This window comes from Paenalkalicoccus suaedae, assembly GCF_006965545.2.
Taxonomy (GTDB): Bacteria; Bacillota; Bacilli; order Bacillales; family Salisediminibacteriaceae; genus Paenalkalicoccus; species Paenalkalicoccus suaedae.
Genome location: NZ_CP041372.2, coordinates 526,817 through 551,000, shown reverse-complemented (window position 1 = coordinate 551,000; position 24,184 = coordinate 526,817). Strand labels below are relative to the sequence as shown.

Annotated in this window: 27 protein-coding genes and 1 riboswitch; of the genes, 5 read left to right on the top strand and 22 right to left on the bottom strand. The window is 42.6% G+C overall.

From position 1 onward, the window contains the following. Positions 1-51: 51 nt before the first annotated feature. Positions 52-216: an RAxF-45 family protein gene (locus FLK61_RS03270; protein ID WP_176008105.1), complete on the bottom strand. Its 165-nt coding sequence runs from the start codon at positions 214-216 to the stop codon at positions 52-54. A gap of 158 nt (positions 217-374) precedes the next feature. Between FLK61_RS03270 and FLK61_RS03265 the strand changes: the two genes are divergently transcribed. After that, positions 375-707: a DnaJ family domain-containing protein gene (locus FLK61_RS03265; RefSeq protein WP_176008104.1), complete on the top strand. Its 333-nt coding sequence runs from the start codon at positions 375-377 to the stop codon at positions 705-707. Positions 708-1,132: 425 nt separating this feature from the next. Here the strand turns inward: FLK61_RS03265 and FLK61_RS03260 are convergent, their stop codons facing one another. The 5 genes from FLK61_RS03260 to FLK61_RS03240 form a co-directional block, all read right to left on the bottom strand. Continuing rightward, positions 1,133-2,554, bottom strand: coding sequence for an ABC transporter ATP-binding protein (locus tag FLK61_RS03260; protein ID WP_176008103.1), 1,422 nt, complete (start codon positions 2,552-2,554; stop codon positions 1,133-1,135). Next, positions 2,551-3,597, bottom strand: a complete 1,047-nt coding sequence (locus tag FLK61_RS03255) for a FecCD family ABC transporter permease (protein WP_249777667.1) — start codon at positions 3,595-3,597, stop codon at positions 2,551-2,553. Before FLK61_RS03255 ends, FLK61_RS03260 begins: the two co-directional genes overlap by 4 nt. After that, positions 3,581-4,627: an ABC transporter substrate-binding protein gene (locus FLK61_RS03250; protein ID WP_176008102.1), complete on the bottom strand. Its 1,047-nt coding sequence runs from the start codon at positions 4,625-4,627 to the stop codon at positions 3,581-3,583. Before FLK61_RS03250 ends, FLK61_RS03255 begins: the two co-directional genes overlap by 17 nt. 149 nt (positions 4,628-4,776) lie before the next feature. After that, positions 4,777-4,978: riboswitch (cobalamin riboswitch) on the bottom strand. Positions 4,979-5,030: 52 nt separating this feature from the next. Beyond that, positions 5,031-6,533 carry a potassium/proton antiporter gene (locus FLK61_RS03245; protein ID WP_176008101.1) on the bottom strand — a complete coding sequence of 501 codons (1,503 nt, stop codon included), beginning with the start codon at positions 6,531-6,533 and terminating at the stop codon, positions 5,031-5,033. 14 nt (positions 6,534-6,547) lie between these two features. Beyond that, on the bottom strand, positions 6,548-7,093 hold the full coding sequence (locus FLK61_RS03240) for a tyrosine-type recombinase/integrase (RefSeq protein ID WP_176008100.1): 546 nt from the start codon (positions 7,091-7,093) through the stop codon (positions 6,548-6,550). A 172-nt stretch (positions 7,094-7,265) separates the two neighbouring features. On the opposite strand from FLK61_RS03240, the gene FLK61_RS03235 reads away from it, so the two are divergent. Continuing rightward, entirely contained in the window at positions 7,266-8,012 is a 747-nt protein-coding gene (locus FLK61_RS03235; RefSeq protein WP_176008099.1) for a class I SAM-dependent methyltransferase, read from the top strand. A gap of 686 nt (positions 8,013-8,698) precedes the next feature. Here FLK61_RS03235 and FLK61_RS03230 read toward each other — a convergent pair. From FLK61_RS03230 to FLK61_RS03220, 3 genes are read right to left on the bottom strand one after another with little or no spacing between them, the layout of a single operon-like run. Continuing rightward, positions 8,699-9,415 carry an alpha/beta hydrolase gene (locus tag FLK61_RS03230; protein WP_176008098.1) on the bottom strand — a complete coding sequence of 239 codons (717 nt, stop codon included), beginning with the start codon at positions 9,413-9,415 and terminating at the stop codon, positions 8,699-8,701. 18 nt (positions 9,416-9,433) lie between these two features. Further along, the gene (locus FLK61_RS03225; RefSeq protein WP_176008097.1) at positions 9,434-9,760 is read right to left on the bottom strand and encodes a hypothetical protein; all 327 of its coding nucleotides are present in this window, start codon (positions 9,758-9,760) and stop codon (positions 9,434-9,436) included. A 45-nt stretch (positions 9,761-9,805) separates the two neighbouring features. Next, positions 9,806-10,792, bottom strand: a complete 987-nt coding sequence (locus tag FLK61_RS03220) for a YeiH family protein (RefSeq protein WP_176008096.1) — start codon at positions 10,790-10,792, stop codon at positions 9,806-9,808. A 189-nt stretch (positions 10,793-10,981) separates the two neighbouring features. On the opposite strand from FLK61_RS03220, the gene FLK61_RS03215 reads away from it, so the two are divergent. Beyond that, positions 10,982-12,652, top strand: coding sequence for a methyl-accepting chemotaxis protein (locus FLK61_RS03215; protein ID WP_176008095.1), 1,671 nt, complete (start codon positions 10,982-10,984; stop codon positions 12,650-12,652). 105 nt (positions 12,653-12,757) lie between these two features. On the opposite strand, the gene FLK61_RS03210 is transcribed toward FLK61_RS03215, so the two are convergent. From FLK61_RS03210 to FLK61_RS03195, 4 genes are all read right to left on the bottom strand, one after another. Next, on the bottom strand, positions 12,758-13,228 hold the full coding sequence (locus FLK61_RS03210; protein WP_176008094.1) for an Asp23/Gls24 family envelope stress response protein: 471 nt from the start codon (positions 13,226-13,228) through the stop codon (positions 12,758-12,760). Between the two features lie 46 nt (positions 13,229-13,274). Beyond that, the gene (locus FLK61_RS03205; protein WP_176008093.1) at positions 13,275-13,487 is read right to left on the bottom strand and encodes a DUF2273 domain-containing protein; all 213 of its coding nucleotides are present in this window, start codon (positions 13,485-13,487) and stop codon (positions 13,275-13,277) included. Positions 13,488-13,499: 12 nt separating this feature from the next. Beyond that, positions 13,500-14,057 (bottom strand): alkaline shock response membrane anchor protein AmaP, encoded by a 558-nt coding sequence (gene amaP / locus FLK61_RS03200; protein ID WP_176008092.1) that lies wholly within the window; start codon positions 14,055-14,057, stop codon positions 13,500-13,502. A gap of 430 nt (positions 14,058-14,487) precedes the next feature. Then, positions 14,488-15,006, bottom strand: coding sequence for a DUF3231 family protein (locus FLK61_RS03195; protein ID WP_176008091.1), 519 nt, complete (start codon positions 15,004-15,006; stop codon positions 14,488-14,490). A 173-nt stretch (positions 15,007-15,179) separates the two neighbouring features. Between FLK61_RS03195 and FLK61_RS03190 the strand changes: the two genes are divergently transcribed. After that, on the top strand, positions 15,180-15,626 hold the full coding sequence (locus tag FLK61_RS03190) for a DUF4385 domain-containing protein (protein ID WP_176008090.1): 447 nt from the start codon (positions 15,180-15,182) through the stop codon (positions 15,624-15,626). Positions 15,627-15,939: 313 nt separating this feature from the next. Here FLK61_RS03190 and FLK61_RS03185 read toward each other — a convergent pair whose 3' ends face one another. The 6 genes from FLK61_RS03185 to FLK61_RS03160 all read right to left on the bottom strand — a co-directional run bounded on the left by FLK61_RS03185 (position 15,940) and on the right by FLK61_RS03160 (position 22,242). Further along, on the bottom strand, positions 15,940-16,611 hold the full coding sequence (locus tag FLK61_RS03185; RefSeq protein ID WP_176008089.1) for an AIM24 family protein: 672 nt from the start codon (positions 16,609-16,611) through the stop codon (positions 15,940-15,942). Continuing rightward, positions 16,608-17,141 (bottom strand): DUF1648 domain-containing protein, encoded by a 534-nt coding sequence (locus FLK61_RS03180; protein ID WP_176008088.1) that lies wholly within the window; start codon positions 17,139-17,141, stop codon positions 16,608-16,610. The genes FLK61_RS03185 and FLK61_RS03180 overlap by 4 nt, the downstream gene beginning before the upstream one ends. 596 nt (positions 17,142-17,737) lie before the next feature. After that, on the bottom strand, positions 17,738-18,382 hold the full coding sequence (locus FLK61_RS03175) for an SDR family oxidoreductase (RefSeq protein ID WP_176008087.1): 645 nt from the start codon (positions 18,380-18,382) through the stop codon (positions 17,738-17,740). A 70-nt stretch (positions 18,383-18,452) separates the two neighbouring features. Next, a complete protein-coding gene (locus FLK61_RS03170; protein WP_176008086.1) occupies positions 18,453-20,132 on the bottom strand; it encodes a pyridoxal-dependent decarboxylase in 1,680 nt (559 codons plus the stop codon). Between the two features lie 21 nt (positions 20,133-20,153). Continuing rightward, positions 20,154-21,476: a methyl-accepting chemotaxis protein gene (locus FLK61_RS03165; protein ID WP_176008085.1), complete on the bottom strand. Its 1,323-nt coding sequence runs from the start codon at positions 21,474-21,476 to the stop codon at positions 20,154-20,156. Between the two features lie 112 nt (positions 21,477-21,588). Continuing rightward, positions 21,589-22,242 (bottom strand): haloacid dehalogenase type II, encoded by a 654-nt coding sequence (locus FLK61_RS03160; protein ID WP_176008084.1) that lies wholly within the window; start codon positions 22,240-22,242, stop codon positions 21,589-21,591. A 100-nt stretch (positions 22,243-22,342) separates the two neighbouring features. Between FLK61_RS03160 and FLK61_RS03155 the strand changes: the two genes are divergently transcribed. Beyond that, positions 22,343-22,564: a hypothetical protein gene (locus FLK61_RS03155; protein ID WP_176008083.1), complete on the top strand. Its 222-nt coding sequence runs from the start codon at positions 22,343-22,345 to the stop codon at positions 22,562-22,564. Positions 22,565-22,590: 26 nt separating this feature from the next. Here the strand turns inward: FLK61_RS03155 and FLK61_RS03150 are convergent, their stop codons facing one another. Genes FLK61_RS03150 through FLK61_RS03140 form a run of 3 tightly spaced genes read right to left on the bottom strand, consistent with a single transcriptional unit; the run spans position 22,591 to position 24,174 of the window. After that, positions 22,591-23,187, bottom strand: coding sequence for a hypothetical protein (locus FLK61_RS03150; protein ID WP_176008082.1), 597 nt, complete (start codon positions 23,185-23,187; stop codon positions 22,591-22,593). A 58-nt stretch (positions 23,188-23,245) separates the two neighbouring features. After that, a complete protein-coding gene (locus tag FLK61_RS03145; RefSeq protein WP_176008081.1) occupies positions 23,246-23,863 on the bottom strand; it encodes a hypothetical protein in 618 nt (205 codons plus the stop codon). A gap of 26 nt (positions 23,864-23,889) precedes the next feature. Next, complete coding sequence (locus tag FLK61_RS03140; RefSeq protein WP_176008080.1) at positions 23,890-24,174, bottom strand: hypothetical protein; 285 nt, start codon at positions 24,172-24,174, stop codon at positions 23,890-23,892. Positions 24,175-24,184 lie beyond the last annotated feature (10 nt).

Below are 24,184 nucleotides of genomic sequence, written 5' to 3'. Positions count from 1 at the left end.
AAGTGCACTTATAGCTCAACAGCTACAAGCACACTCTTAAAAACGCGCAAATTACGCGCTATGATAGAGATGATTTCGCTGTTTTTCTACTATTTGCTTTCTAAAAAAGGGCAGACTGCTCCCTTTGAGCGCAAATGCGAAAAATTCAGCTCGAACCACATGTAAATGCGTCAGAATCTGTTGTTTTAATGGGGTTAAAGCTACTTCAACGATCATCTCTATCACCTCCTACCGTTCGTATAGTTATTTTAATCTTACTGGATGAATCTGTTAACGTCAAGATTTCTTCACAACTTGGACACACCGCTCCCGTTGTTTCTGTCAGAAAATTCAATTATACTTAAATTACCAAATAAGTATCGAGGAGGAATTTGATGGGCGAGCAATATAATGATTTAATTGGTGATATTATCAAAAAGTCTGGTGGTCTGGGTGATATAAAGGGGAAGGGCGAGCCTTTGCCTAAGGAGTATATGGAGCGAGATACGTATCAGCAATTCCAAAAAATAGCCCGGGATCAGGGATTTTTGCCAGAGTGGTTACAGGTGCAAAAGCTGATTTACCAAAAGCTTGTTTCGGCTAATGCGTCTGATTTAGATTCCATTAATGCGTTGATCCGTCGCTACAATAAACTCTGTCCCGCGCCAATGCAGAAGGGGTTGGTTGATGCTGGGACGTTGAAGACTGCTTCGGCGAAGTGGAAGTGATCGTTGGTGGTAGTCGTTTGGGGTCTGTACGCGGTTGACCCTTCATCTTGCGCAGTTCGTACTCCAACTTGCGCGGTTTTTTTCTTCTTACGCAGTCGCACCCTTTTTTCGCGCAATTCACTCTGATTTTAGCGCAGTTGGCCCTTCATCTTGCGCAGTCCGCACTCCAACTTGCGCGGTTTTTTTCTGCCTACGCAGTCGCACCCTTTTTTCGCGCGATTCACTCTGACTTTCGCGCAGTTGGCCCTTCATCTTACGCAGTTCGCACTCCAACTTGCGTGGTTTTCCCTGCCCTCTACCAAACACTCCCCCACCAAACGCATCGATCTATTGAATCAACTGCCAGCCAATAAACCCATGACACACAAAAAAAGTGAAGAAGACGCACTATCATTCTTTGCGTCTTCTTCACTTCACTTCATCCTCTAAATGTTAGCCTCTTCATCTTTTAATAGAGCCTCTGCAATAACCTCATACGTAAGAGGTCCAATAAGGCTATGCAAGTCTACATGTTCGGACTCCATGCGAGATTGGGTTGACGCAATAATTAATTGATCCGAATACGTACCAGTTGCAGAAGTGCCTGTATCCTCATCTACTAATCCTGCATCCATACATGCTTTCGCCTTCACTTCAGCTATAAGTAAGCTTGTTTTAAGAAGAGCGTTGTCAGACAAATACCCATCAATAAAAACCATCACATTAATCGTGCCTGCGTCACTTTTTTCTTCAGAAGGCGGGCGCCATGAAGACACGTCCTTTGCATGCTTTTTAGATGCTGTGGCCATCACTCGGACAGCCACTCCATCTGGAGAGCGACTTTCCTTCATCACCGTTAGATCCATGGTTTGGCTCGTTCTCATAACAGACACATGGCGATCTAATTGGCGCTCTTGCATCCAAGTTTGCACATCACCAGCTGATTCCGATATATTCACAAAATCCTGTGTCCAGCCGATCCCACTACCAACTGCAGCTGTTGATAAAGAACGCATTGGTTCCTCAGCATGAACATGAACAGCTTGAGGGTCCCTCACGATATCAAATGCGAATGGAGATGTTATTTCTAAATGAGCAGGATTCATGACTAATTGCGTACGTGCAATGGCAGGGTGAGCGTGTGCGGTTGCTCGAACACCGTAAACGTCCTCCAATAACGCATTATCTTCAAGTATGGCAACATCTCCATTAGCGACTAGCTCCCCCTGCTGCATGACGCCAATTCGGTCCGCGTAAAGAGAGGCAATATTTAAATCGTGCAAAATAGCAACGACCGTTAAGTCACGCGTATCCTGCCATGTTTTAAGAAGACCTAGTAAATCAAAGGAATGCTTCATGTCTAAATGATTAGTTGGTTCATCTAATAAAAGAATCTTTGGCTCCTGTGCTAGCGCTTTTGCAAGCAACACTCGCTGCTTCTCACCACCACTCAAAGATAAAAACGGCGTATCGCGGAATTCCCAGACGCCGGTGCGTTGCATGACATCTGCAATAATTCGGCGGTCTTCCTGTACGAGACGTTTAAATAACCCTTGCTGAAAGGAGTATCTGCCAAGCTCCACAATTTCATACACACTATAGTCAAAGCTCATCGTCGTTTCTTGCGTAAGAACTGCAAGAGTTTGAGCTAATTGTTGTCTATCTAAGTCCTTAAGCGGGTGCTCATTAATTCGAACGCTTCCGGAAGTGGCTTGTAATCCACCCGACAACAGCTTAAATAAGGTGGTTTTGCCACTACCGTTCGGTCCTACTAATGCAAAAAACTCCCCTTTTTTTACACGTAAAGACACGTCTTTAATAAAAGGTTTTTGCATGTGACCACCGTACAAGTTAGTTACTTCAATCATGCTCCTCCCTCCTTTCTTGCCAGCCGGCTACGAACGAGTAATAAAGCAAAAATTGGCGCCCCTACAAGCGCGGTTATGACGCCTATCGGAAGTTCTCTTGGCGAGATGACGGTTCGAGCAATAATATCTGCGATCACTAAAAATGTGCCTCCAGTAATCATAGACAGTGGGAGCACATGCTTATGATTTGGTCCCACTAACAGCCTGACCAAATGAGGAATAACAAGTCCGACAAATCCAATTGTGCCGGAGACTGCAACCGCTGAGCCTGTAAGTAAGGAGGCACCGATTAAAATCATCGATTTCCCACGCTGCACGTTAACTCCGATATAGCTCGCCTGCTCCTCGCCCAATGCAAATGCGTTTAGCTCGCGATATTTAGCGAGTAGCATAATACTTCCTACTAAGAAAAACGGTAGAAGCAGTTGCACATAGCTCCAGCCTCGCATCCCAACAGAGCCATAAAGCCAGTAAATAATTTGTGTCATGGAGTCCTGGTCTCCTAAAGCAATAATTAAAGAGAGAATCGACCCTATGAATGCACTTACGATAATTCCTGCTAAAATAATCGTTTCAACAGCCATTTGACGGCTACTTAATCGTACTAGCCCAAACACAATAAATAGGGTGATAAATCCACTAATAATCGAGACAATTGGCAATGTAAATGCCCCTAGGAAGCTAAGCTGGAGAAAAATCACGCTTACTGCTCCAAGTGCTGAACCAGAAGAGACTCCAATTGTATAAGGATCCGCTAATGGGTTACGCAATAGGCCTTGAAAGGCTGCACCTGCTAGAGCTAATGACGCTCCAACAAAAAAGGCTAACAGCATTCTCGGTGTACGTATATCCCATATGATCGCTTGTTCGTTACCTGGTACGTCTGCTAAAAAGCCAGTACCGACCGTATTTTCTGCCAAAATGTGTAGGATCGTTAAAATTGGCACGGTGACGCTACTGTAAAAAAGACCCGTAAGCATGGCGATAAGCATCAACAGACATGCCAACGGGTAAATAATTACTCGCTTATTGATTGTAAACATCCGGGTAGACAGCCTCTGCTACGAGCTGGAGACCATCTGCAAGTCGCGGACCAAAACGTGTGACCATGTCGCTGTCCACATCATGGATATCTTCGTTCATCACAGCAGGAACTTCCTGCCAACCGTTACGTCCTGTTACTTCTTGAAGTGGATCCTCAATATAATCACCGTAGGTGGTCACAATCGTATCTGGCTGCAGAGCAATAATTTCTTCTTCTGAAAGATTTACCCATCCTTCAAATTCTCCAGCAGCGTTCTCTGCCCCGATGATTTCTAACATCTCGTGCATAAATGTATTTGTTCCTGTTGTATAAATTTCAGGTGATGGTCCTACTTCCACCCACACTGTTTTTGTCTCTTCCACATTCGCAGATAGCTCTTCAATATCAGATACCTGTGCCTGTATGTCAGAGATAATTTCTTCTGCTACGTCATCGGTGCCTGTTGCTTCTCCAATGATAGAGATCATCTCATACGTTTCGTCAAAGGAATTCGCACCATCTACGACGAGTACGTCGATGCCGACCGATTCGAATTGATCAAGCATCTCCGGGTTGCTCGAAGCATGATATTCGGCTACTAGTGCTAGATCAGGTGCTAGCTCTAGAATGCGCTCCACATCGACATCCATCGCACCAATTGACTCAACTTCTGACGCTTCAACAGGATAATTACAATATTCCGTTACTCCAACAAATTTATCTCCTAAGCCAAGTGCAAAACCGATCTCTGTATTACTAGGTAATAACGAAACAATGGACTCTGGCTCTTCTTCGATTGTTACTTCTTCGCCTGACGCATCTGTGACTGTTACAGGGAACTCGCCCGTAGCGTCTTCTTCATTAACTTCTTCTTCAGAAACGCTTGTTTCGTTGTTATCAGAAGGCTCATTATTCGCAGGTTCATTTATCTCGTTCCCTTGCTCATTTGTTGCATTGTCTACTGCTTCATTTTGCGTATTTGCTTCGTTGTCCCCACACGCAGTCAATGTTACGAGTAGTGCTGTTGCTAAAATCGTTGCTCTTTTCATGACTCTCTCCCTCTCATCACCTTTTTTACAACAAAAAAGCGCTAATCCTAAAGAGGATGCGCTTTATGAATAAAATGCAGGTAACTTTCCGACATGCGCTACTACACGCACGAACCTTGAGCACTTTAAACATCCTTTTCCTCGAAGGTGTTTAATACTATCATGTAGGCAGGTTTCCTGGCTTGCGAATCGCAGGTTTATCACCCCTTCCCATGCATGATGCACAGTGGGCTACGTGAAGACCTCTTCGCTTACAGTGGCGGGACCGCGTCGGATTTTAACCGACTTCCCTTTTAACCTTATGCGCTCCTAAATCAGAGTCCAAAAGGCACCTAATGACGCTTTTCTGTTGTGTGTCTCAAGTATACGTTACTTTATTTGCTTTGTACATTTGCTTTTTGTCCTATGTCGTTTGAACAGCTTTTGTCTCTTTTACCTTTTTTTGCTCTAAGATCTGCTTCAACTCATCCTTGTACTTTGTTGAGACGAGAATGTACAAGAAGTCTCCCTCTTTAATCATCGTTTCTCCGTAAGGCGTAATAAGCTGCTCGTTCCTGACGATCGCACTTATATTTGCCCTGTTAGGAAAATTCAGTTCACGGAGACGCTGACCAACAATCGATGAATCCGAATTGGCCTGGAACTGCACCATCTCGGCATTCGCCTTGCCCATCGATATAAGCTCAATAGAATGGTGAGGCGTATCCTTTTTAGGACCAGTCAGATGTAGTTTTTTAGCTAATAACGAAATCGTTGTACCTTGAACTAACGCAGAAGTTAATACAATGAAAAAGACAACGTTAAAGAAAAATTGCCCATTCTCTAGACCCGCAACAATTGGGAAAGTAGCAAGGACGATCGGAACCGCTCCACGAAGACCTGCCCAAGAGACAAAGAGCTTTTCCTTCGTGGTGTACTTCATCCCTATTGTGGAAAGGAATACCGCTGCTGGTCGAGCAATAAAGATGAGCACGATAGATAGGAGTAGTCCTGCTCCGATTACTTCAAGGGAGACGAGGTCTAATGGGAAGACGAGAAGTCCAAGGATAATGAACATTCCAATCTGGGCCATCCAAGCAAATCCTTCATTAAACTGAAAGATCGAATAACGATACGTAAGCTCGGAGTTACCGATGACAAGAGCGGCTACATATACAGCTAAAAATCCACTTGCCCCAAGCGAGGAGGCTACGCTATACGTAAGTAGCGCAAAAGCTACCGAAAAAATCGGATACAAACCACTGGAATCTAAATTGATTCTATTAATAGAGAAGGAAGCAAGCTTACCAACTCCAAGTCCAATCACGAGTCCTGCCCCCATCTGCCAGAAGAAGGATGGAATGAGCGAGAAAACACTCGTGTCTGGTAACAAGATAAGTTCAATAAAGGAGACCGTTAAAAATACAGCCATCGGATCGTTCGTTCCTGATTCCGCTTCAAGCGTTGCACCCATTTTCGCTTTAATGTTTCTCTCCTTAAGTGCTGCAAATACTGCTGCAGCATCCGTGGAGCCAACAATGGCACCAAACAATAAACCTTCAAGGAGGGAGACATCAAAAAGTAAATAGGCAACATATCCGACAATACCGGACGTGATGATAACACCCGCCGTGGCAAGGGATAGAGATGGTACAACGACACTTCTAACTGTCGAAAATTTCGTTTGAAGACCACCCTCAAACAAAATAATAACAAGGGCGAAAATACCAATTAATTGCGCCAGTTCCGGATTGTTAAAATAAATAAGTCCGAGTCCTTCACTACCAATTAACATCCCAAGTAAGATAAAGAGAATTAAAGAAGGTAGTCCTATTCGCGTAGAGAACTTAGCCGCTATGACTCCTCCAATTAAAACGAGACCACCTAATAGTACAACAGCGTCGAGTCCTAAATTATTAAAGATCATTGGCAAACCTCCTTTTAAAGCTCTACGTCAATTCGCGGAGCAAGTTTTTTTGTTAATCCAATATATTTCATCGTTTCTGCTGGGCTTGCATGGTGAAGTCGCTTTTGAATAAGAGAGATCGCGATGCCCTTTCGATACGCATGGTAGCCAAATGTTTTGCGCATCGTATGTGTACCAATACGTGCGTCGATGCCAACCTGGTTAGCACTTGTGTGAATCATTCGATAGGCCTGCTGCCTAGATATCGGCATACCTGTTTTTGGTGAGGCAAACAAGTAATTGTCTAATTCAATAGACGGGAGCATTTCCATTTGGCATTGGAGCGCTTTTCTCATCGAATGATTGATAAGAATCACGGGCTCCTCCTTGTTTAATTCAGTTTTGATACATTTATTCTCTGTTAAAACATCTGCGTAGGTTAAAGGGAGAAGCTCACTAATACGAAGGCCTGTATTGATTCCGAAGACAAAGAGTAAATAATCTCGTGGGGACTTTTTCTTTAAGGCAAGCTTTAGCTTACGGATATCCTTCACATCATAAATGGGATCCACAAATTCCATGCTATCCCTCCATTTTATGTGTCATAATACTAGTTTAACACATGAATATGTAACTACCGAACAATTTGCTTAAAAATATCGACATATTTTCTGACAAATCAAAAAGGATCTAGATGTTTAATAGCTTTAAATGATCGGGTACTGATTTAAAAAGACTTGTGGAGGTAATTAGATGGAAATGTATCAGAGACTGTGCGTGGAATACTATGATTTAGACAAGCCGCACCCACCTGAAGAGGCGTATGCATTTTATTTGAAGCATGTGGAGAAAGCCTCTGTGACATTGGAGCCCATGAGCGGATCAGGAAGATTCATGCTCCCTCTCATGCAGGCGGGACATGCAGTAACAGGCGTCGATGCATCGCCTTCTATGGTGCAGGCATTGGAGACTCAGGCAGCAAGACTTGGCGTTGAGCCTCGCATTCATAAACAATCTTTAGAGACCCTTCAGCTCGAGTCGACCTACGATTTAATCATCATTCCGTCCGGCTCTCTCGGATTAATCACAGATGAAGCTGCTTTGCGCCAAAGTCTCTCCAGGCTCTATCGGCACCTGTCAGATGGAGGGTCGTTCGTCTTTGAAGTCAGCACGTTAAAGGAGATTCCAGATACATTTGGGGCGACGTTCGGTGGTGTCCAGGATAAAGATAATGGAGATAAAATCGTCTTTACTGGCTTTTATGCCTCTTTTGACGAAAATACGAGTGTACTCAGATCCATTCATCGCTATGAGCATTTCCAGCACGGTAAGCTCTTAGATTCGGAACTAGAAGATTTTCAGGTAAGACTTTTTGATCAAGCTACTATTACGAGGTTACTAGAAGAGACCGGTTTTACTGAGGTAGTGCTTGCAGAGGACTATAAAGGAACTCCCGCTTCCACAGAGTCGAAAGAGCTTGTTGTGACATGTAAAAAATAGCGGGATAATACTATCGGAAGGGGCCAGGCTTAGCTGCTGGCTTCTTTTTTGTGGGTTGGAGTGAGTGTGGAGTGTAGATTTTGTGTGAGGGTCTGGGTTATGTGCCTTGGTTTGATTATAAGTTCCTTGTTTGGACTTTATGTTCCTTGTTTGAGTTTTATGTGCCCAATTTTAGAGTTATGGACTTCGTGCTTAGCTTCAGCCTGGTTATGTTCCCTGTTCTTGAGTTATGTTCCTGATCTAGATTTTATGTGCCACATTTCGAAGTTATGGACTTCTTTTATTGAAAGCGCGCATGACCATTGCTTTATGCGCGAAGTGCCACTGTATCTGAAAGACAATGTTAACTTTCGCGCTAGTTGAGGTTCTATTAATTGGATTTCTCTTTAAAACGTATAGGAAATAACGCACTTGATAGGAGTTATGGACTTCGTGCCAAGTTCTAAACTATTTATGTTCCGCATTTCGAAGTTATGCGCCTCGTTTCAGAGTTATGGACTTCGTGCTCAGCTTCAGCCTAGTTATGTTCCCCGTTCCAAAGTTATGTGCCCTATCCAAATTTTATGTTCCCTATTTCAACGTTATGGACTTCGCGCTCAGTTCCCATCTACGTATCCACCTCCCTCACCCAATTAAAAACAGGTACCAGCACAAGGCCTGGTACCTGCGTTCATCTATATAACCCTCTAAAATTCTTCTAACCAATTCAACAGCGCATTCACAACTTCCTCTTGCTGTTCTGCTACCGTAATAGATGCAGGGTTGTCACCGCGTTGCTCGCCGTACACGCCAAACTGTGCGTGATTTCCTCCTTCAATTTCATAAAAGATAGCTTCGTCCGAGAATAGTGGGCGCGAGCTCTCTATGTCCTCCGGAGAAGTTAGTCCGTCGTCTTCTCCATAAATGGAGATCATAGGTGTTGCTGTCTCTGAGAAATCGTTGCTGCTTTGCGGATAGGAAGCTAAAAAGAAGACGCCAGCTACTTCATTTTCATAGGCAAATGAGGCGGCCGCTACTCCTCCTAGAGAATGCCCACCGACCACCCAAGTAAGAATCTCTGGATGAGCAGCCTGAATCTCCTCGGCTTTATTAATGTCAAAGAAGGCGATATTCAATGTCACCTTTGGAATAAAAACGGTGTACCCTTCCTCTGCGAGCCTAGATCCAATCACGCCATATGCTTCTGGTTCTACCTTTGCTCCTGGATACAAAATGATTCCCTGTCCGTTCGCTTCATTAGGTGAAAATGTGAGCAAATCTTCCCCACTTGGCTGTGTCTCGCCGTATAACAATTCTATCTCGGCTGTGGCATCATAGGTTAGTTGCGTCCATATTAAAAATCCTCCAACAGCAAGAATCACTAAACTTACTATAATAAGCGCTATGCGCTTTACCCATTTCATGATGTTGTCTCCCCTTCTTTACGACGCTTCTACAAATGTTAAAAACCGATCATCCTGATAGGTGACGACACCAGTTTGACCAACTTGTAGAGAAGTAACCTCATGGTCTAATAGTTTTAACGTTACCTGATCAGACGAGTCTGATAAGAGAAAGCGCACTTCAATCCAGCCATTTTGAAGCTCCGGCATAATTTCCTCTACCATAGCTTCTGCTTGTTGCGTATGTAGCTTATGCTCTTCTGACTTATTCGCTTTTTTGTAAAAAATAACCCCTACTACTGTCGATACGGTTAAAACGAGGACGAGTGTCCCTACCGCTATTAAAATAAATAAACTAATATCCATACTTTCACCTCAAACACTATTTTGATGCACCGTTCCCCTATTTTCTTAAAGGAAGAGAAGAATGAGCCATAGACTCACGCCACCCATGACGATCGAAGAGATAAATCCAATGAGCAGGGCTGTAGGACCCGCCTGCTTCATTTGTCGTAGGTCGGTGCCCAGTCCTACGCTGACCATCACCATGACGATCAGGAATTTGGCAATCGTGTCTGATACATCGACAAACAATTGCGGAAGTGGTGCTGTGCTCTGAATCGTTACTGCACCGATAAAAAAGAGAATAAACACTGGGAATGCTTTTATCGCAGATTTTACAACAGGGATTTCAGGCTCTTTTTGCGCGTGAGAAATAGACGTCCAGAGTGCAAACAGAAAGACGACTGGAACGAGCATAAGTGTGCGAGCAAGCTTTGCCACGACGGACGCTTCACCAGCTTCATCACTAAACGAATATCCGGCAGCTACAACAGATGATGTATCGTGAATTGCAGCTCCTGCCCACACGCCAAACTGCTCGCCTGAGAGTCCTATCAGTTGCCCGAGTATCGGATAAAACAAGACAGCAAGCACATTGAATAGAAAAATCGTATTCATTGCATACGCTACCTCGTCTTGGCGCGCCCGAAGTACTGGCCCAGTCGATGCAATTGCTGTTCCTCCACAAATAGCTGTCCCTGCGCTAATTAGTAGCGGAGTTGCCCCTTGAAGCTTCGCTATTTTTGTTAATAAGAACGTTAGTCCAAAGCCGATGGCAAAGGAGAGTAACACAATAGCAATAGTTATGCCTTTCGTACTAGCTAACGCTTGAAAACTAAAACCAAACCCTAATAAAACGATAGCGACCTTGAGAAGCGTTTTTAACGTAAAGGATACTCCTGGTGAAAAAATCCCAGATAAACCAATTGTATTGCGAATAAGTATCCCTATAAAGATAGCAATAACAGCTCCACCGACAACAGGGAACTTTGCTCCAATAAATGAAGCTATTACAGCGATCCCTATGCTTAGGCTTATGCCGGCAATGTTTTTCATAAAAATAAATACCTCCATTAACTAACCGTCATTATACCGCATCTTCTATAATAAAAAGGTAGGTATTTTTATTCATATAGTCAGATTTCTCAACAAACACCTTGTATAAAAAATAAATATTAGGTACTATTAACTATAAGATTGATGGATATTTGGAAGCAGGGGGACGATGGTGGGATGAAAACTATAATGAATTGGAAACTTCGTACGAAAATGTTAGCTGTTTTCGGTGTCGTAATCGGACTATTTATGATCGGCTCTGTAGCAGTATTCCTATTACTGAATGAGACAACAAATGATATTCAGGAGCAGGAAGTACGAAGTCAGCAAGCAGTTTTAGTAAGTGATATTGGTGCATTATTTCGTTCCAAATACATAATTGTAGCAGACGGAGTCATGTCTAATAATTTTGACGCAGACTACTACGAGCAAGAAAGTACAGCATTACTCAGTAACCTTCAGCAAGTTTCTGAATACTTAACAACAGAAGAACAACGCACTCTATATGATACACTGGTTCAACAAAATAATCTCTTTGACGAGCTTGCGAGCCGAATTACAACTAGTTCTGTTCAATCAGCTTCAGAAATTAATGTACTAACTAACCTACGAGAAGAAACGTATGGCTATATTATGGAGCTTGAATCCATCTTTTCGTCCGAAGCAGCAGCAGCTAGTGCACAGGCACAAAGCTCTATTGCGAATATCTCATGGAGCTTCCTCGGTATTTTTGCTGGAGCTACTATAGTCGGTATTTTATTATTTGGCTGGTTTAGTCAGCAAGTATCTAAATCCCTTCATCGAGTTGTTAAACACGCTCGTGAGATCACAAGAGGTAATTTACTCGTCTTACCACTTAACCGCAATACCAAGGACGAAATCGGTCAGCTATCTCTTGCAATGGATGAGATGACCGAGCAAATTAAATCATTAGTTACAGACGTGAATGGGATTTCGGCTGAGCTTGCAGCTTCTGCAGAACAATTGAATGCGAGCGCAGAGCAAACGTCTTCTGCGTCTGAGCAAATCTCCTCTGCGATACAAGAGGTAGCTGCAGGAACGGAGACACAGCTTAAGAGCTCACAAGAAACGCAGCAAACAGCTGAATATGTATCTCACACCATGGATGAGGTCTCAACCTTTGTCCAAACGACTAATAACTCTGTAGCTAAATCGGAGCAAGAAGCGGAGAATGGGATGCAGGTTATTAATGAAGCGATTAAGCAAATGCGCAACATCTATGATTACTCCGATGAAAGTGGTGGCCATATCGCGGCACTTGGAGTTAAATCCGATAAAATCGGCGGTATTGTATCTATTATCACTGGATTATCTGAGCAAACAAACTTACTTGCTTTGAATGCTGCTATTGAGGCAGCCCGCGCTGGTGAGAGCGGCAAAGGCTTCGCTGTTGTAGCAGATGAAGTCCGTAAGCTTGCGGAGCAATCTGGTAATGCAGCTAACGAAATCGAGCAGGTCATTAAAGATATTCAAGACGACATTGAGAATGCGATTATGTCGATGGCAAAAGGTGGCCAGGCTGTAAACGATGGCGTCGAGCTTGTTGATCAGGCTGGTAAAGCCTTTAAAGGAATTACCGAGCTTGTTAAGAGCGTCTCCCTTCAAATGACGGAAGTGTCTGACTCCTTGTCCACGAGTAGTGCACGTGCGAATGCGATGCTCGAAAACGTGGCGGCGATCTCACGCGAAGCGGAGACGGTCTCTGACAACACGCAAACTGTTGCAGCATCTGCTGAAGAGCAGACAGCATCGATGGAGGAAGTCGCATCGTCGTCCGCAAACTTAGCGAAGCTATCTGAATCCATGCGTGATAAAATTACGGCGTTTAAGGTTTCGTAACAATTGGATAACAGCGATGCTAGGTAAACTAAGTAAAACGACCGCGCGATTCATTTCGCTACGGTCGTTTTTTCATCTTACTCTATTGTTATAAACGTCTTCGTTTTACTCTACACGGTCTCGTCGCGTGTTAGAGGAAGAAGAGTTTCTGCTCTCAAAATCTTCACGTGTGAGAATGTCAGATACATGCATGTTGAACTCTACAACTTCTAGTCCAGTCATGTGTGTAATATTAGACTCGACGTTTTCTTTTGCAGATTTATATACATCAGGTATCTTTTGTCCATATTCGATGATGACATCGATATCTAACGCTACTTGCTTTTCACCTACAGCCGCAGAAATACCTTTTGTGATCTTCTCATCTGCTCCAAACGATTCACGAAGCCCTTCGAAAACACTTCCACTCATACCTAAAATACCATTGGTTTCATTAATAGCGAGCGCAGTAATTTTTCTGATTACATCATCATCAAACGTTAACTTGTCGCGACGTTCTGGCTCTTGATTACGTCTTTCTTCCTGTTGTAGTTGCTCCGGTGTTTTTTCTGTTGAACGTACATTTTGCTGTGCCATAATAAAATTCCCCTTTTCGTTAAAGTTTGTTTTATCATTTATTTACTTAATCTCGGCGACCAAATAAAGCCTCCAAGTAAGCACCAATATCTAAATCGCGGTCATACCATTTACCAATCAAGTATCCCACTAATACAATCACGAAGACCGCAATCGTATAGCCTAACCCAATGGTCAGATACAGGACACTAAAGATAACCGCAAGAATAATACCTATTATTCGACCTCGATAGCGTTTGAACACCTCTTGGTTATTCATCAGCTTCCCTCCTTAAACGACGCGGTTTTTCTTCTCCGCATTTGATTTATCTTGAATCTCGACTCGAACTTCACGAACCGAAATCTCTAGCCATGATTCGAGCTCCGTCTTCACTCGATCTTGCAGTGCCTTTGCTGTTTGCTGAACAGGATGATCTCCGAACGGCGTATAGCTAATGTAAACATCTACGTATTCTTCTTTATTTGCGATGCGAATAGACACGTCTGCCGATCGAATGCCATCTACAGTCCTAACTGTGCGCATAACGGTTGATTCAATTGCTTGTCTTGAGATTCCAATCTCACCACTTGTAGTAGACACATTCAAGGATTGACTAGAAAATCCTTTTTTACCACTACTTTTAAAGCTCGTTAGGAAGAAAATCAGTGATAGTAAACCTAAGAATGAAAGTACACCGATTAAAATCCAAAATACCTCTGATTGTTGTTGAAGTGCTAACAATGCATCAAAGACAAGATATGTGCCAGTTAGTGTCAAAATCATAGCGATAACGAATAGTAAATTGATAAGACCGAATAAACCAACAATAAATCGTAAGCCTGCGTTCATGAATTCACCTCCATAGCTTAACTACTTAAATTACTGCATGTAGTTTTACAAATTAACAGGATCCTGTGGTGTTAATATTACCGATTCACAGATTTTAAAACTTTGCACATGATTTGTATGAATACTTCTAGCACCTACAACATACTAATTTATGGGTTTTTAGAAGATAAAAGGACCAGTATTTCTTGTATAATCTAACTTCTACTATGCCATTATACTTATACAGGTATGCTTATCTCTATTTTAATTTACACATTTCTCTTAGAATATTTCACGATTTCTTACCCACAAAAAATGGTTACTAAAATCGAATTAGAACTACTCATACACTAATAAAGCATAAAAGACACGAGAGCATTTGCATGGCTCTCGTGTCTTTACTTATTCAGTTTTTATAACTAAATAAGCTCTCGAAGGTTCGCTGATACGTTTATGAAGGAACTCCTTCGCGCTGTTCCAAATGAAGGGGAGGCGGAATTAACCATCCTTTTTCTTTTGTTAAGCGAAGAAGACGAATGCCGCGCTGTGCCTTTTCGGTGTGCATTTGTCCAAACAATAGACATAGATCCTCACGAGTACATTGCCCCATCGCTGTACTGCAGGCAACTAATCCACTTGCTAAATCGCGTGATACTGCCGCCGCAATTTCTGGATCATTAAACCTCGCTCCGACTGGAATATCATTTGTGCTTGCAAGCGGTCTTTCTGGAGGACTCGGCGGTAACCCAACCTCATTCTCTTTTAATACGTTAGTGAGCTGTGATTCCTCTCGCTTCGCTTCTTCAATGATTTCCTTAAGCATGCTTCGCAGATCCTCATCACCACAGTGATTCACAAATGTTTGATACCCTGCTACCATTGCTTTCGCACCAGATACAAACATCCACGTGCTAAAGACCTCACCGTAATGCATTGGCTCGTTCCGCGGATTCCCTTTCATGATTCCCATGTCAACGCCCTCCTTTAATTCGTGGTCAGTGACCTGTCTTAGTATGAGTCGTTCTCTCTCGTTTACCCATTCCAACTATCTCCATGGTAGAAACATGAACTAAAGTTCCGACACGTTTTAACGTTTATAAGGTACAGAAAAAAGGGAACCACTTCCATAAGGGGTGTGATAGAATGGCATTTGATTACGATGTTGACTTTGATAAAATTGATTTTCGCAAAGAGCCAGAAAGGTATCAGGTTGGACGTGGTGAGCAGGGCGTATTAATGGTTGAGCCCTATAAAAGCGAGCTCTTACCACACTGGCGCTTTAAAACTCCGGACATCGCGCAAGAATCAGCGGACACGCTGTATAACATGTTTTTAGATTATAAAAAGAAAGACGATTTTGTTGGAATGGACATGGCCCGAAAGTTTATCCAAATGGGCTACACGAGATCTAGACGTTACGCCAACTATAAAGGTGGTCGCAAGTACGACAAAGATGGCGAGGTAGTGGACAGACAGATTGATCAAGAAAAAGCTCGCTCCGCTGAAATTTTTGAGGAGAAGTGGATAACCGTGCGCGAGGACGAAGAATACTTAGAACAAAAACGTGAACATCAGAAAAAATATGGGTAACAGAGGAAAAGCGGCTGGAAGTGTTCAATCCAGCCGCTTTTTTTGTGGGAATGTGATCTTTTTTTAGAGTTATGTTCCCTATTCTGCTTTTATGTTCCGCATTCTAATTTTATGTTCCCTATTTCAATTTTATGTTCCCCGTTTTAAAGTTATGGATTTCTCTTATTTTTATGTGCTGCATTCTGCACGTATGGACTTCTCTCATCGTACATCCGCATACTAGAGCTTCATGCGCGAAAGGCCACTCTGTCTTAAATTTGTTCGTATTTCTCGCGCTAGTTAAGGCATCCTTTAAAAAGCAGGCGCAAGAAGCTTATTCCTCTTTTGACTGGACAATAACGAAGCCGTCTCCCTCAAATTCCATCTGAATGGATTCACCACTTCCACGTCCTAAGAACGTTTTGACGCTTACGTCCGTCCGAAACTCAGGCTTTAAATTAGTGGACCATGCGACTGTTGCTCCAGGATCTGTCATGACGGGCTTACCAGGTTCAACGATGAGCGTGAGTGGCTCGTAGTGCGTTGTCATTGCTACTTTTCCGTATCCTTCAAGCTCAATATTAAATAGGCCGCCAGACATCGCTCCAGCTAACTTCCTCATTAGTTTAATATCCCATTCAATTGTCGGTTCAAATGCTAAGATGTCGTTGCCGTTTATCGTAATTTGATCGTTCTCAAGCTCTAAGATCGTGATTTTTTTACCGTCGTCGGCGAGAAACAACGTTCCACGCCCCTCTGCCTTCATGAGGTCCTCTCCTTCACTAGTAAACGATTTTTTGAGCATCTTACTAACCCCGTGCTCAAAAACGCCCTCTCGAGTAAATTTAATATCTCCTGTATACGAAATCATCGACCCTATTTTCGCCCAAAGAGAAGAAGTTAAGTTAACCTCTAAAATACGATCTGTCTGCAAGTCAAAGGCATCCTTATCCCTTGTGTCACGCTTTGTTTTTTGAATAAATTCTCGTACTGTGTAATCGCTCATCGCAATTCCTCCTTCATAGAATTAATTTGGCGGACCATCTTATAGCTAATATAAATTGGTGCCAATACGATTAATGAAATATAAATAAGAAACATTTCGTTTAGCCCCTCTTGTAAGCCTAAAGCCGTTTGCACGAGTGAATAGAGAAGATATGCAAACATAAAACTAATAAGAAGATTTAAAAGGCTTATCATAAGTTTTGAATACGTGCGTGCTACTTCCGCTTGCTCGAACGTGAGCTTGTCTTTTTCGATAAATGGGATGTTAATAAACTGAATCGCTTTTTTAGGGTCTTCTTGCTTTTTAAGTAAGAAAATCTGGAGTAGAAGTAGTAAGAGGATCATCGCTAAGTAAATAGCTAAAAGTCCAAGGAGAGAGCTTTTATTAGCCCACGAAGTCACCTCTCCAGCTGCATTGAAATGTTGTGGAACCTGATCAGGTAGTGTAGGATAAATCCTCCATACATAGATAGAAATAGCGAAAAAAATGAGAAAAGCAAACACATCCATCCATGTATATAAACGTTTCATCGCGTCACCCCCTCAACAACGGAATCATGTATAGTGCTTTATTTATATACGAGTATAAGGGGCTTCATGTTTCAGAATAGTCTGGATGATCGTTTTCGCGCTTCATTGTGAAGTAATGAACTTTTTTGATTGAATAGGCACATGAGTGGCTTTATGCGCGAATTTCACCTGTATTCTATGGATGTTTGGTTTTATCGCGCTAGTTGAGGGTAAGATTTGCGGTTTTTTCTTCATATGTATGTATAAATAGAGTATTTGTTTGAGGTTATAGCTTGTTTTATAAAAGTTATGTGCCTTCATGTTGGGGTTATGTTCCCTATACTGAAGTTATGTGCTTTATTTCAATTTTATGTGCCCCGTTTTAAAGTTATGGACTTCTCCTATTTTTATGTTCCGCATTTCTGTGTTATGTTCCTAATCCTAAATTTATGTTCCCTAATTCAATTTTATGTGCCCCATTCCAACGTTATGGACTTCGCCCACGTCTCTTCCCTTTTATATTGCTCACTCCAAGGTTTTGGACTTCCCACTTCCGTCTCTCTTCCCTCAACCAAAAACAAACCCAGCAGAGACTAAACCTGCTGGGCTCTTAACATTTATATATTACTTAGCGCGTCGTCGACAGAATGGTCTCCCGCAACGAGGTCAAACGATTTGTTGAACGTTTTTGCATTTGAAATAGATGCAACGATCGTCTTAGCAACGTCTGCTCGTGGGATATCGCCTCGATCTAAGTTCGATGCAGCTGATACTTTACCAGTGCCTTCGTCATTCGTAAGACTTCCTGGGCGAATAATTGTATAGTTCAATCCACTTTGCAGGACTTCTTTATCTGCATAGTGCTTTGCGACAAAGTATGGGCGGATCTTTTCGCCCCAGTTTTCGCGGTTGTTTGCTTGGATCGCGCTTACCATGATAAAGCGCTCAACTCCGGCATTTTTAGCCGCTTCTACTGTTTTACCAGCGCCGTCTAAATCAATTAACAACGTCTTATCTGGGCCAGTACTACCACCAGAACCTGCTGCAAATACAACAGCGTCGTGACCTTTAACCGCTTCCGTTAACTCATCTACAGAGCCTTCTAAGTCGGCAAGCGTGCTACGAATCCCTTTAGACTCCAGCTCTTTTTGTTGCTCTTCTTTGCGTACTAAAGCAGTAACCTCGTGATCATCGTGCTCATGTAGGAGCGTCGTGACCTGTTTACCGATTTGTCCGTTTGCACCAACTACAATAACATTCATGTATCTCCACTCCTTTTATCAGCATTCTGTTAACATGTAGCCGATTCAACGAGAGTTTAAACGTAGGATGTTATTTAAAGCTCTTACCGATAGTCGGAGAGTAGACATTATGCTCGTCATGAGCATCTTCGTCTCTTTCTACCTTCATCTGCTCTGGAAAAGCGCCAGGTGTTCGTAGATCCTCAACCAGTTGATCAATCAAATCCTCTGTTACATGGTTCATACAAAAAATGTGCGCATAGCCTCGTTTTGCTCCGTCTACATAGAGCTCCTCGCAGGACAGCGAATATTTATAGATGATTTTTTCACTTGGTCGTTTGAAACGGAGCGTCAACGAAAGCGGAGATCGCTCGACCCATAGCGTACTGTTTAATTCTTCTTCAAGCTTTTGTAAACGAAGAGTGGCATAGGCTGCGACTTCCTCGTTCTTCACAACTTGAGCAATATGGTCCTCTTCGCTATGCTTCGCTAAGAAGTCCCACATCATCATACCAGCTAACCCATTACGGGATCCCGCAAAGGTAGTGTCGGGCGATCCAATGTACATCGGATCATCAGGTGGAAGGAGCTGATTCTTTGTTTTACCCATAAAAATACCGCTCGGGAACGGTAGCCCTGCGTACTTGTGGAAGCTACAGGTAATGGAGTGGACTTCGGGAATGCGGAAGTCAAATGGTCGGTAGGCAAAATCTTCTGGTAGCTCTAACTCGCCGGCGTCGATTGCTTTCTCGATGTATGGCATGTAGGCTGCACCGAGTGCACCATCCACGTGGAACCAATAGCCCGTGCGCGTACTCGTCTTGACCGCATCATCTGTTTCGTAGGTCACGGCTCTTTCATACATACCGTTCTCTTTAAGGATTGGTACGAGTGCCGCTACCGCTGATTCGATATCATCGTAGGCACCTTTAAAGGTGGTACCGTAATTAAAGCAGACAAAAATTGGATGACCGCGCTCAGCAAAGAAGGTCACAAGCTTTGCAAGTGACGGAATGTGGATGCTACCATCATCGTTTGATGGGACTTCTAATGGCCAGCCTGATTTTCCCATGTATTTGGAAGAAAATCCTGTGGGAAAGTCGTCTGGATAGACGAGTGGACACTCTTCGCCTGTGGCAACTGCTTGATCGTAATATGTAGTAAAGTCTAAGACGCGCATTGCCTTTACGATCGAGTAATGGGTGTCTTGAGAATAAAAAGCAATAGGACGGAAGGCATTCTCATTACCGTTTTCCATTTCGCCCTGCTGATAAGCTACTCCAACTGGAGCTTTTTTAGCTCCGCCATCCTTACTTGCTTCAAGAGCCACTTCTTCAGCCTCTGGATCTGAAAGAAGGACTTTCCCACCGAGATAGTCACGAGCATTCCAAATTCCATACACGTTTCCTTCGGTTGAACCCATGGAAAGTGTGTACCCCCAGTAGGAATCACCTGTTGTATTTTGATGAGGTGTTTTAGCATTCCATAGATCCGCATAGTAATCGAGTACTGCTTTCTCCATCTCCTTCGAATTCATTGTCATATTCCCTGGAGTGAACGGATCACCTGCATTATTAATGTGCACGTTTAAAAAAGGAGCGAAGGCAGAATAGTCTAGCTCCTGATTGACCTGATAGCCTAAAAATGTTTGTTGCTTCCCCTGCATCTCTTGTGCAAGATCGGATAGAATCTCGTGTCGGTCCTGCTCAGACATGCGCCCGTCTCCAAGCTCAAACATGGATGAGCTTTGCTTTGTTTTGTGAGTTGTCATAAAGGCAACCCCTTTCGTAAGTTAGAATTTCTTCATCAGTCCCTCAACGGCGATCACGTTCCCTTGATTGTCGTAAACAGGAAGTTCCGTTACCTCAATCATGACTTTCGATTTATCTTTCGCTAAAAATTCGACTGTATATTTAGGTTGTTGATTCCCTTTTAACGACTCAAAGGTATGGTGCTCCGCTTGAGGATTTCCAGGGTGATCGGTTAAGAAAACTTCATAGCTCTGCATGAATTCTGCTTCCGTGTATCCTAAGACTTGCTGGATAGACGGGGTTACATAATCAAATACCCCCTCTGGATTATGTCGGTAGGAGAAGTAATTGTCAATTGTGGTGTTTTTCCCAGTATCTAGTATGACGTCTCTTCCAACTTGATTTACTCGCGTAAACATCGTATCTATTGTCGATAGAGCATCTTTGTTGATTGCGACTTGTCGATCTGTCATCATTGTCACGCTATCAGCTGTAGCTACGATTTGCTCTGCTTGCGCTAGCTGATCCTGTGTGAGCGCCGTAATTTCTTGTGCAAAGGCACTTGCTGACACATTATCCTCCACCATTTCTTTCACACCAGACTGCACGTCATCAATGACATCAAGCATAGATGCAAATACGTCATCCGTATCTTGTACTGACGTTTGTACATGCTGAATATGCTCTTTATTTTCTTTCGTTTGATTCACTGCCTGTTGCACGACATTCTCGACACCACTTAATAGACTAGCGATGTTTTTCGTTGCGCCAGTCACATTTTCTGAGAGCTTGCGAATTTCGTCCGCTACTACAGCAAACCCTTTACCATATTCTCCTGCACGTGCTGCTTCAATCGACGCGTTTAGCGCTAGTAAATTCGTTTGAGCCGCAATGTCATCAATCACTTTAATAATACTTTTGATTTCAGCTGTTGAACTACCCGCTTCCTGCACCGTCTCCGATAGCTTCTCAACTGAATTCATCACAAGATTCATTTTCTCCGACGTGTCCTGCATCGACCCTTTACCTTTTTCAGAGATTGCGACCATATGCTCTGTCTGTTCATTGACTTTTTCACTCTTCGCAGAAACATTTGTAACAACATCTGACAAACTAGAGATGTTTGTAGCAATTTGTTCTGCATCCTGCGAGAAGATTCGCGTACTTTTTGCAAGCTCAGTAATCGAAATAGCTTGTTCTTCCGTTACTTTTGTCTGTTCTGTCATAATGTTTTTCACATTATGCGACGACTGGTTCGCTTCAATAACGACGTCAGCAAGCTTATCAATAACCTTCTCTGTGTACATATCACTTGATGATTGTTCTTTACTTGGTTTTTCACGTAATAATAGTGCTTTTAGCATAGCTAAAGCCCTCCCTGATTTTTAAGGTATAAAGTATCGAGACTTTTCGATCATAAGTATACCTTATTTCCGACATATTTAGCTAATATTTTTGCTTATTATGAACTTTTTCCTAGAATTCCTTTAACAGGATAGTCAGGTCCTCGCTTTCGAAGTCTGGTTTATAGTCCGCTACGTCGAAAGTTGCTTCTGATCGATTAATCCAAAGTGTTTGAAATCCAAACGTTTTTGCCCCAATAATATCCCAAGGATTTGTGGATACAAATAGAACGTCCTCCCTTGAAACCTTTAATTCTTGAAGGGCGTATAAGTAAGTAGAAGGAGCAGGTTTATACTGTTTAATTCGATCGACTGAGAGTACATGGGAGAATTCATCCTGTATTTTTTCCTGATAAAGTAAGGATTCGAGCATGCTAGGAGTTCCATTAGACAGTAAAGCTTTTGGTTTAGACGAGAGTTTAGTGAGCACCTCTTTTACTTCAGGGAATAGTGGTAGCGTATTATACGCGGAAGCCAGCTCATCCAATGTATCTTCTTTTACATGTAAATCATACGAAAGAAGTGAATGCTGTAACGCCTCTCTTGTTACATGCTCAAACGATTTATAATCTCCAGTAATTTGTCGTCTAAACGCGTAATCTATCTGTTTTTGACGCCAAAGCTGGCTGATTTCTTCTCCATTTCCCGGGAAATGTCGTTCTAGCGTTTCTGCTACTTGTGTCACATCGAAAAGTGTACCAAAGACATCCATAATGAGTACTTTCATTGTTATCCCTCCCTTTTTATGATGCTTTCCCTGTTTTCTTAAATAGTAAGACTAAAATTATCCGTTTTATGTTAAAATTTGGACAAAGGAGGTATGCACTATGTTTTGGATTGCCGTCATTTTAATTGTTGGAATGGGTATCGGACATGATGTACTTCGTGATCGCAATAAGCGAATCATTAAGGAAAGAGAGCTGTCTCTAAAAGAGCAAGAGCTTCACAATGAACAATTAAGGTTAGAAGTAGAAAAAACAAAGCTCGAGGCTGCTACACGCTACCAGCAATATCTTGAATATGAAGAAGAACGCAAAGAACAGGCGTAATGCGAGCTGCAAAACGCCTGTTTTTTCTATTCTTCTGGGTCAATTTCGTCTGCTTTAATTGATATGATTAAGACATGCTCCATCTCAGATATGGCTTCCTCAGCTCGATCTATATCATACATAGAAATACCTCCATCTGGTCTATCAGACGCTACGTACATCCATATAATTTGTTCATCGCCAGGATCAAGCTCTACGCTTTCCTCCATTCGTGAATTAATCCAAGCTCCGCCAGGCATCTCTGTAATGACAGCACCTCTTCCTATGTTTCGAGGTGTTTCAAAAAACATTCCAAGGTGCGCCTCATCGTCTTGCCCAAAACTCTGAATCGTTAATCCGATCGTGCCATTAATCACGTCTTCTAAAAAGCGACTATTTCCAAATCCGCTTAAATCTTCGACTAGCTCACCTTGTTCATACCGCTCAATAATAAATTCAAGCGATGTCGTTTCTCCGCGAGTTAATTCAAATGGTATGTATACAAGCTCTTCGCCTGTTACCTTTTCAAACATGTCTGGATAGTCCGAATCTACGCCTGGCTCTAGTGTTACGAATCTATCCGTTTCTCCGCCGCAGCTCGTCAAAAGCATCAAGATGCCTAATCCTGCTACTAATAGCTTCACTCTACCAGCCTCCGCTTTCTTTTACCTATTTACCATCTATTTTGCTAAAAAGCCTCTACTAATTATCTGTTTCACCGTCTATTCTCAGCTTCACTACTATGACATGCGGTTGTTCAGCCAAGTCTTCTTCTGACGCTTCAGTAGTTATTGGTCGTAATTCATCTGTATCACCAGTTCCTTGATATAAGGCTACAATTTTTTCGTCCCCTACCTCAAAGGAAGCTGACTCCGTTAATACATCAAATCCATAGCCATTGTCTTCAACATCCATTTCTACAGAAGTTCTTGACTGACTTGTATTCTGATCAGATATCGTTTCAACCATGACATCAATGACCATTGTGCGATTATCTTCTGCTGTTTTTTCTGTAAATGATACTGCTAGGTTGCCCTCAGTAGAGTCCTCCAAAAAGCCCGATAATTCTAAGCCTCCGTGGTCCTCAATAAGCTCCCCGTCTTTGTATTGCTCGATATTCACCCGTAAAGAGCGAGTGGTAGCGTCTGTAATGTCAAAAGCTGTGTAGAATAGCTCGCCACCCGTAATCTTTTCAAACATATCGACAGCATCAGACTCCTCCGCTCCCGCGACTTCCATCGCACTATTCTCACTGCCGCACGCAGATAAAACGACTAACGCGCATAGTCCCAAACTCCCCAACCACTTTTTCATCATCATCTCTCCTCTCTTAAGAAACCACATCGTTATTTCGACTGACTTGTTGGAAACACTTGCTTTTGTTTTAGTAGTAAATATGTTCTTTCTATAGTAGTGAGTAAAAAATAAAATAAGGCGATGTTTATTAGCAAACCTATAGCGTTGAATGAGTAATTATTAAAGGATGTATGGTAGTCAATCCACGCTGCCGGAAAACCTCGATTAACCATGTACCCTTCTCCTTCGGGCACAGCATAAACGCCAATAGAGGGAATCGCCGTTACAATTAACGTAATGAATATAGCAAGAATCAGTTTGACTTTTTTATTCATACCGACTCCT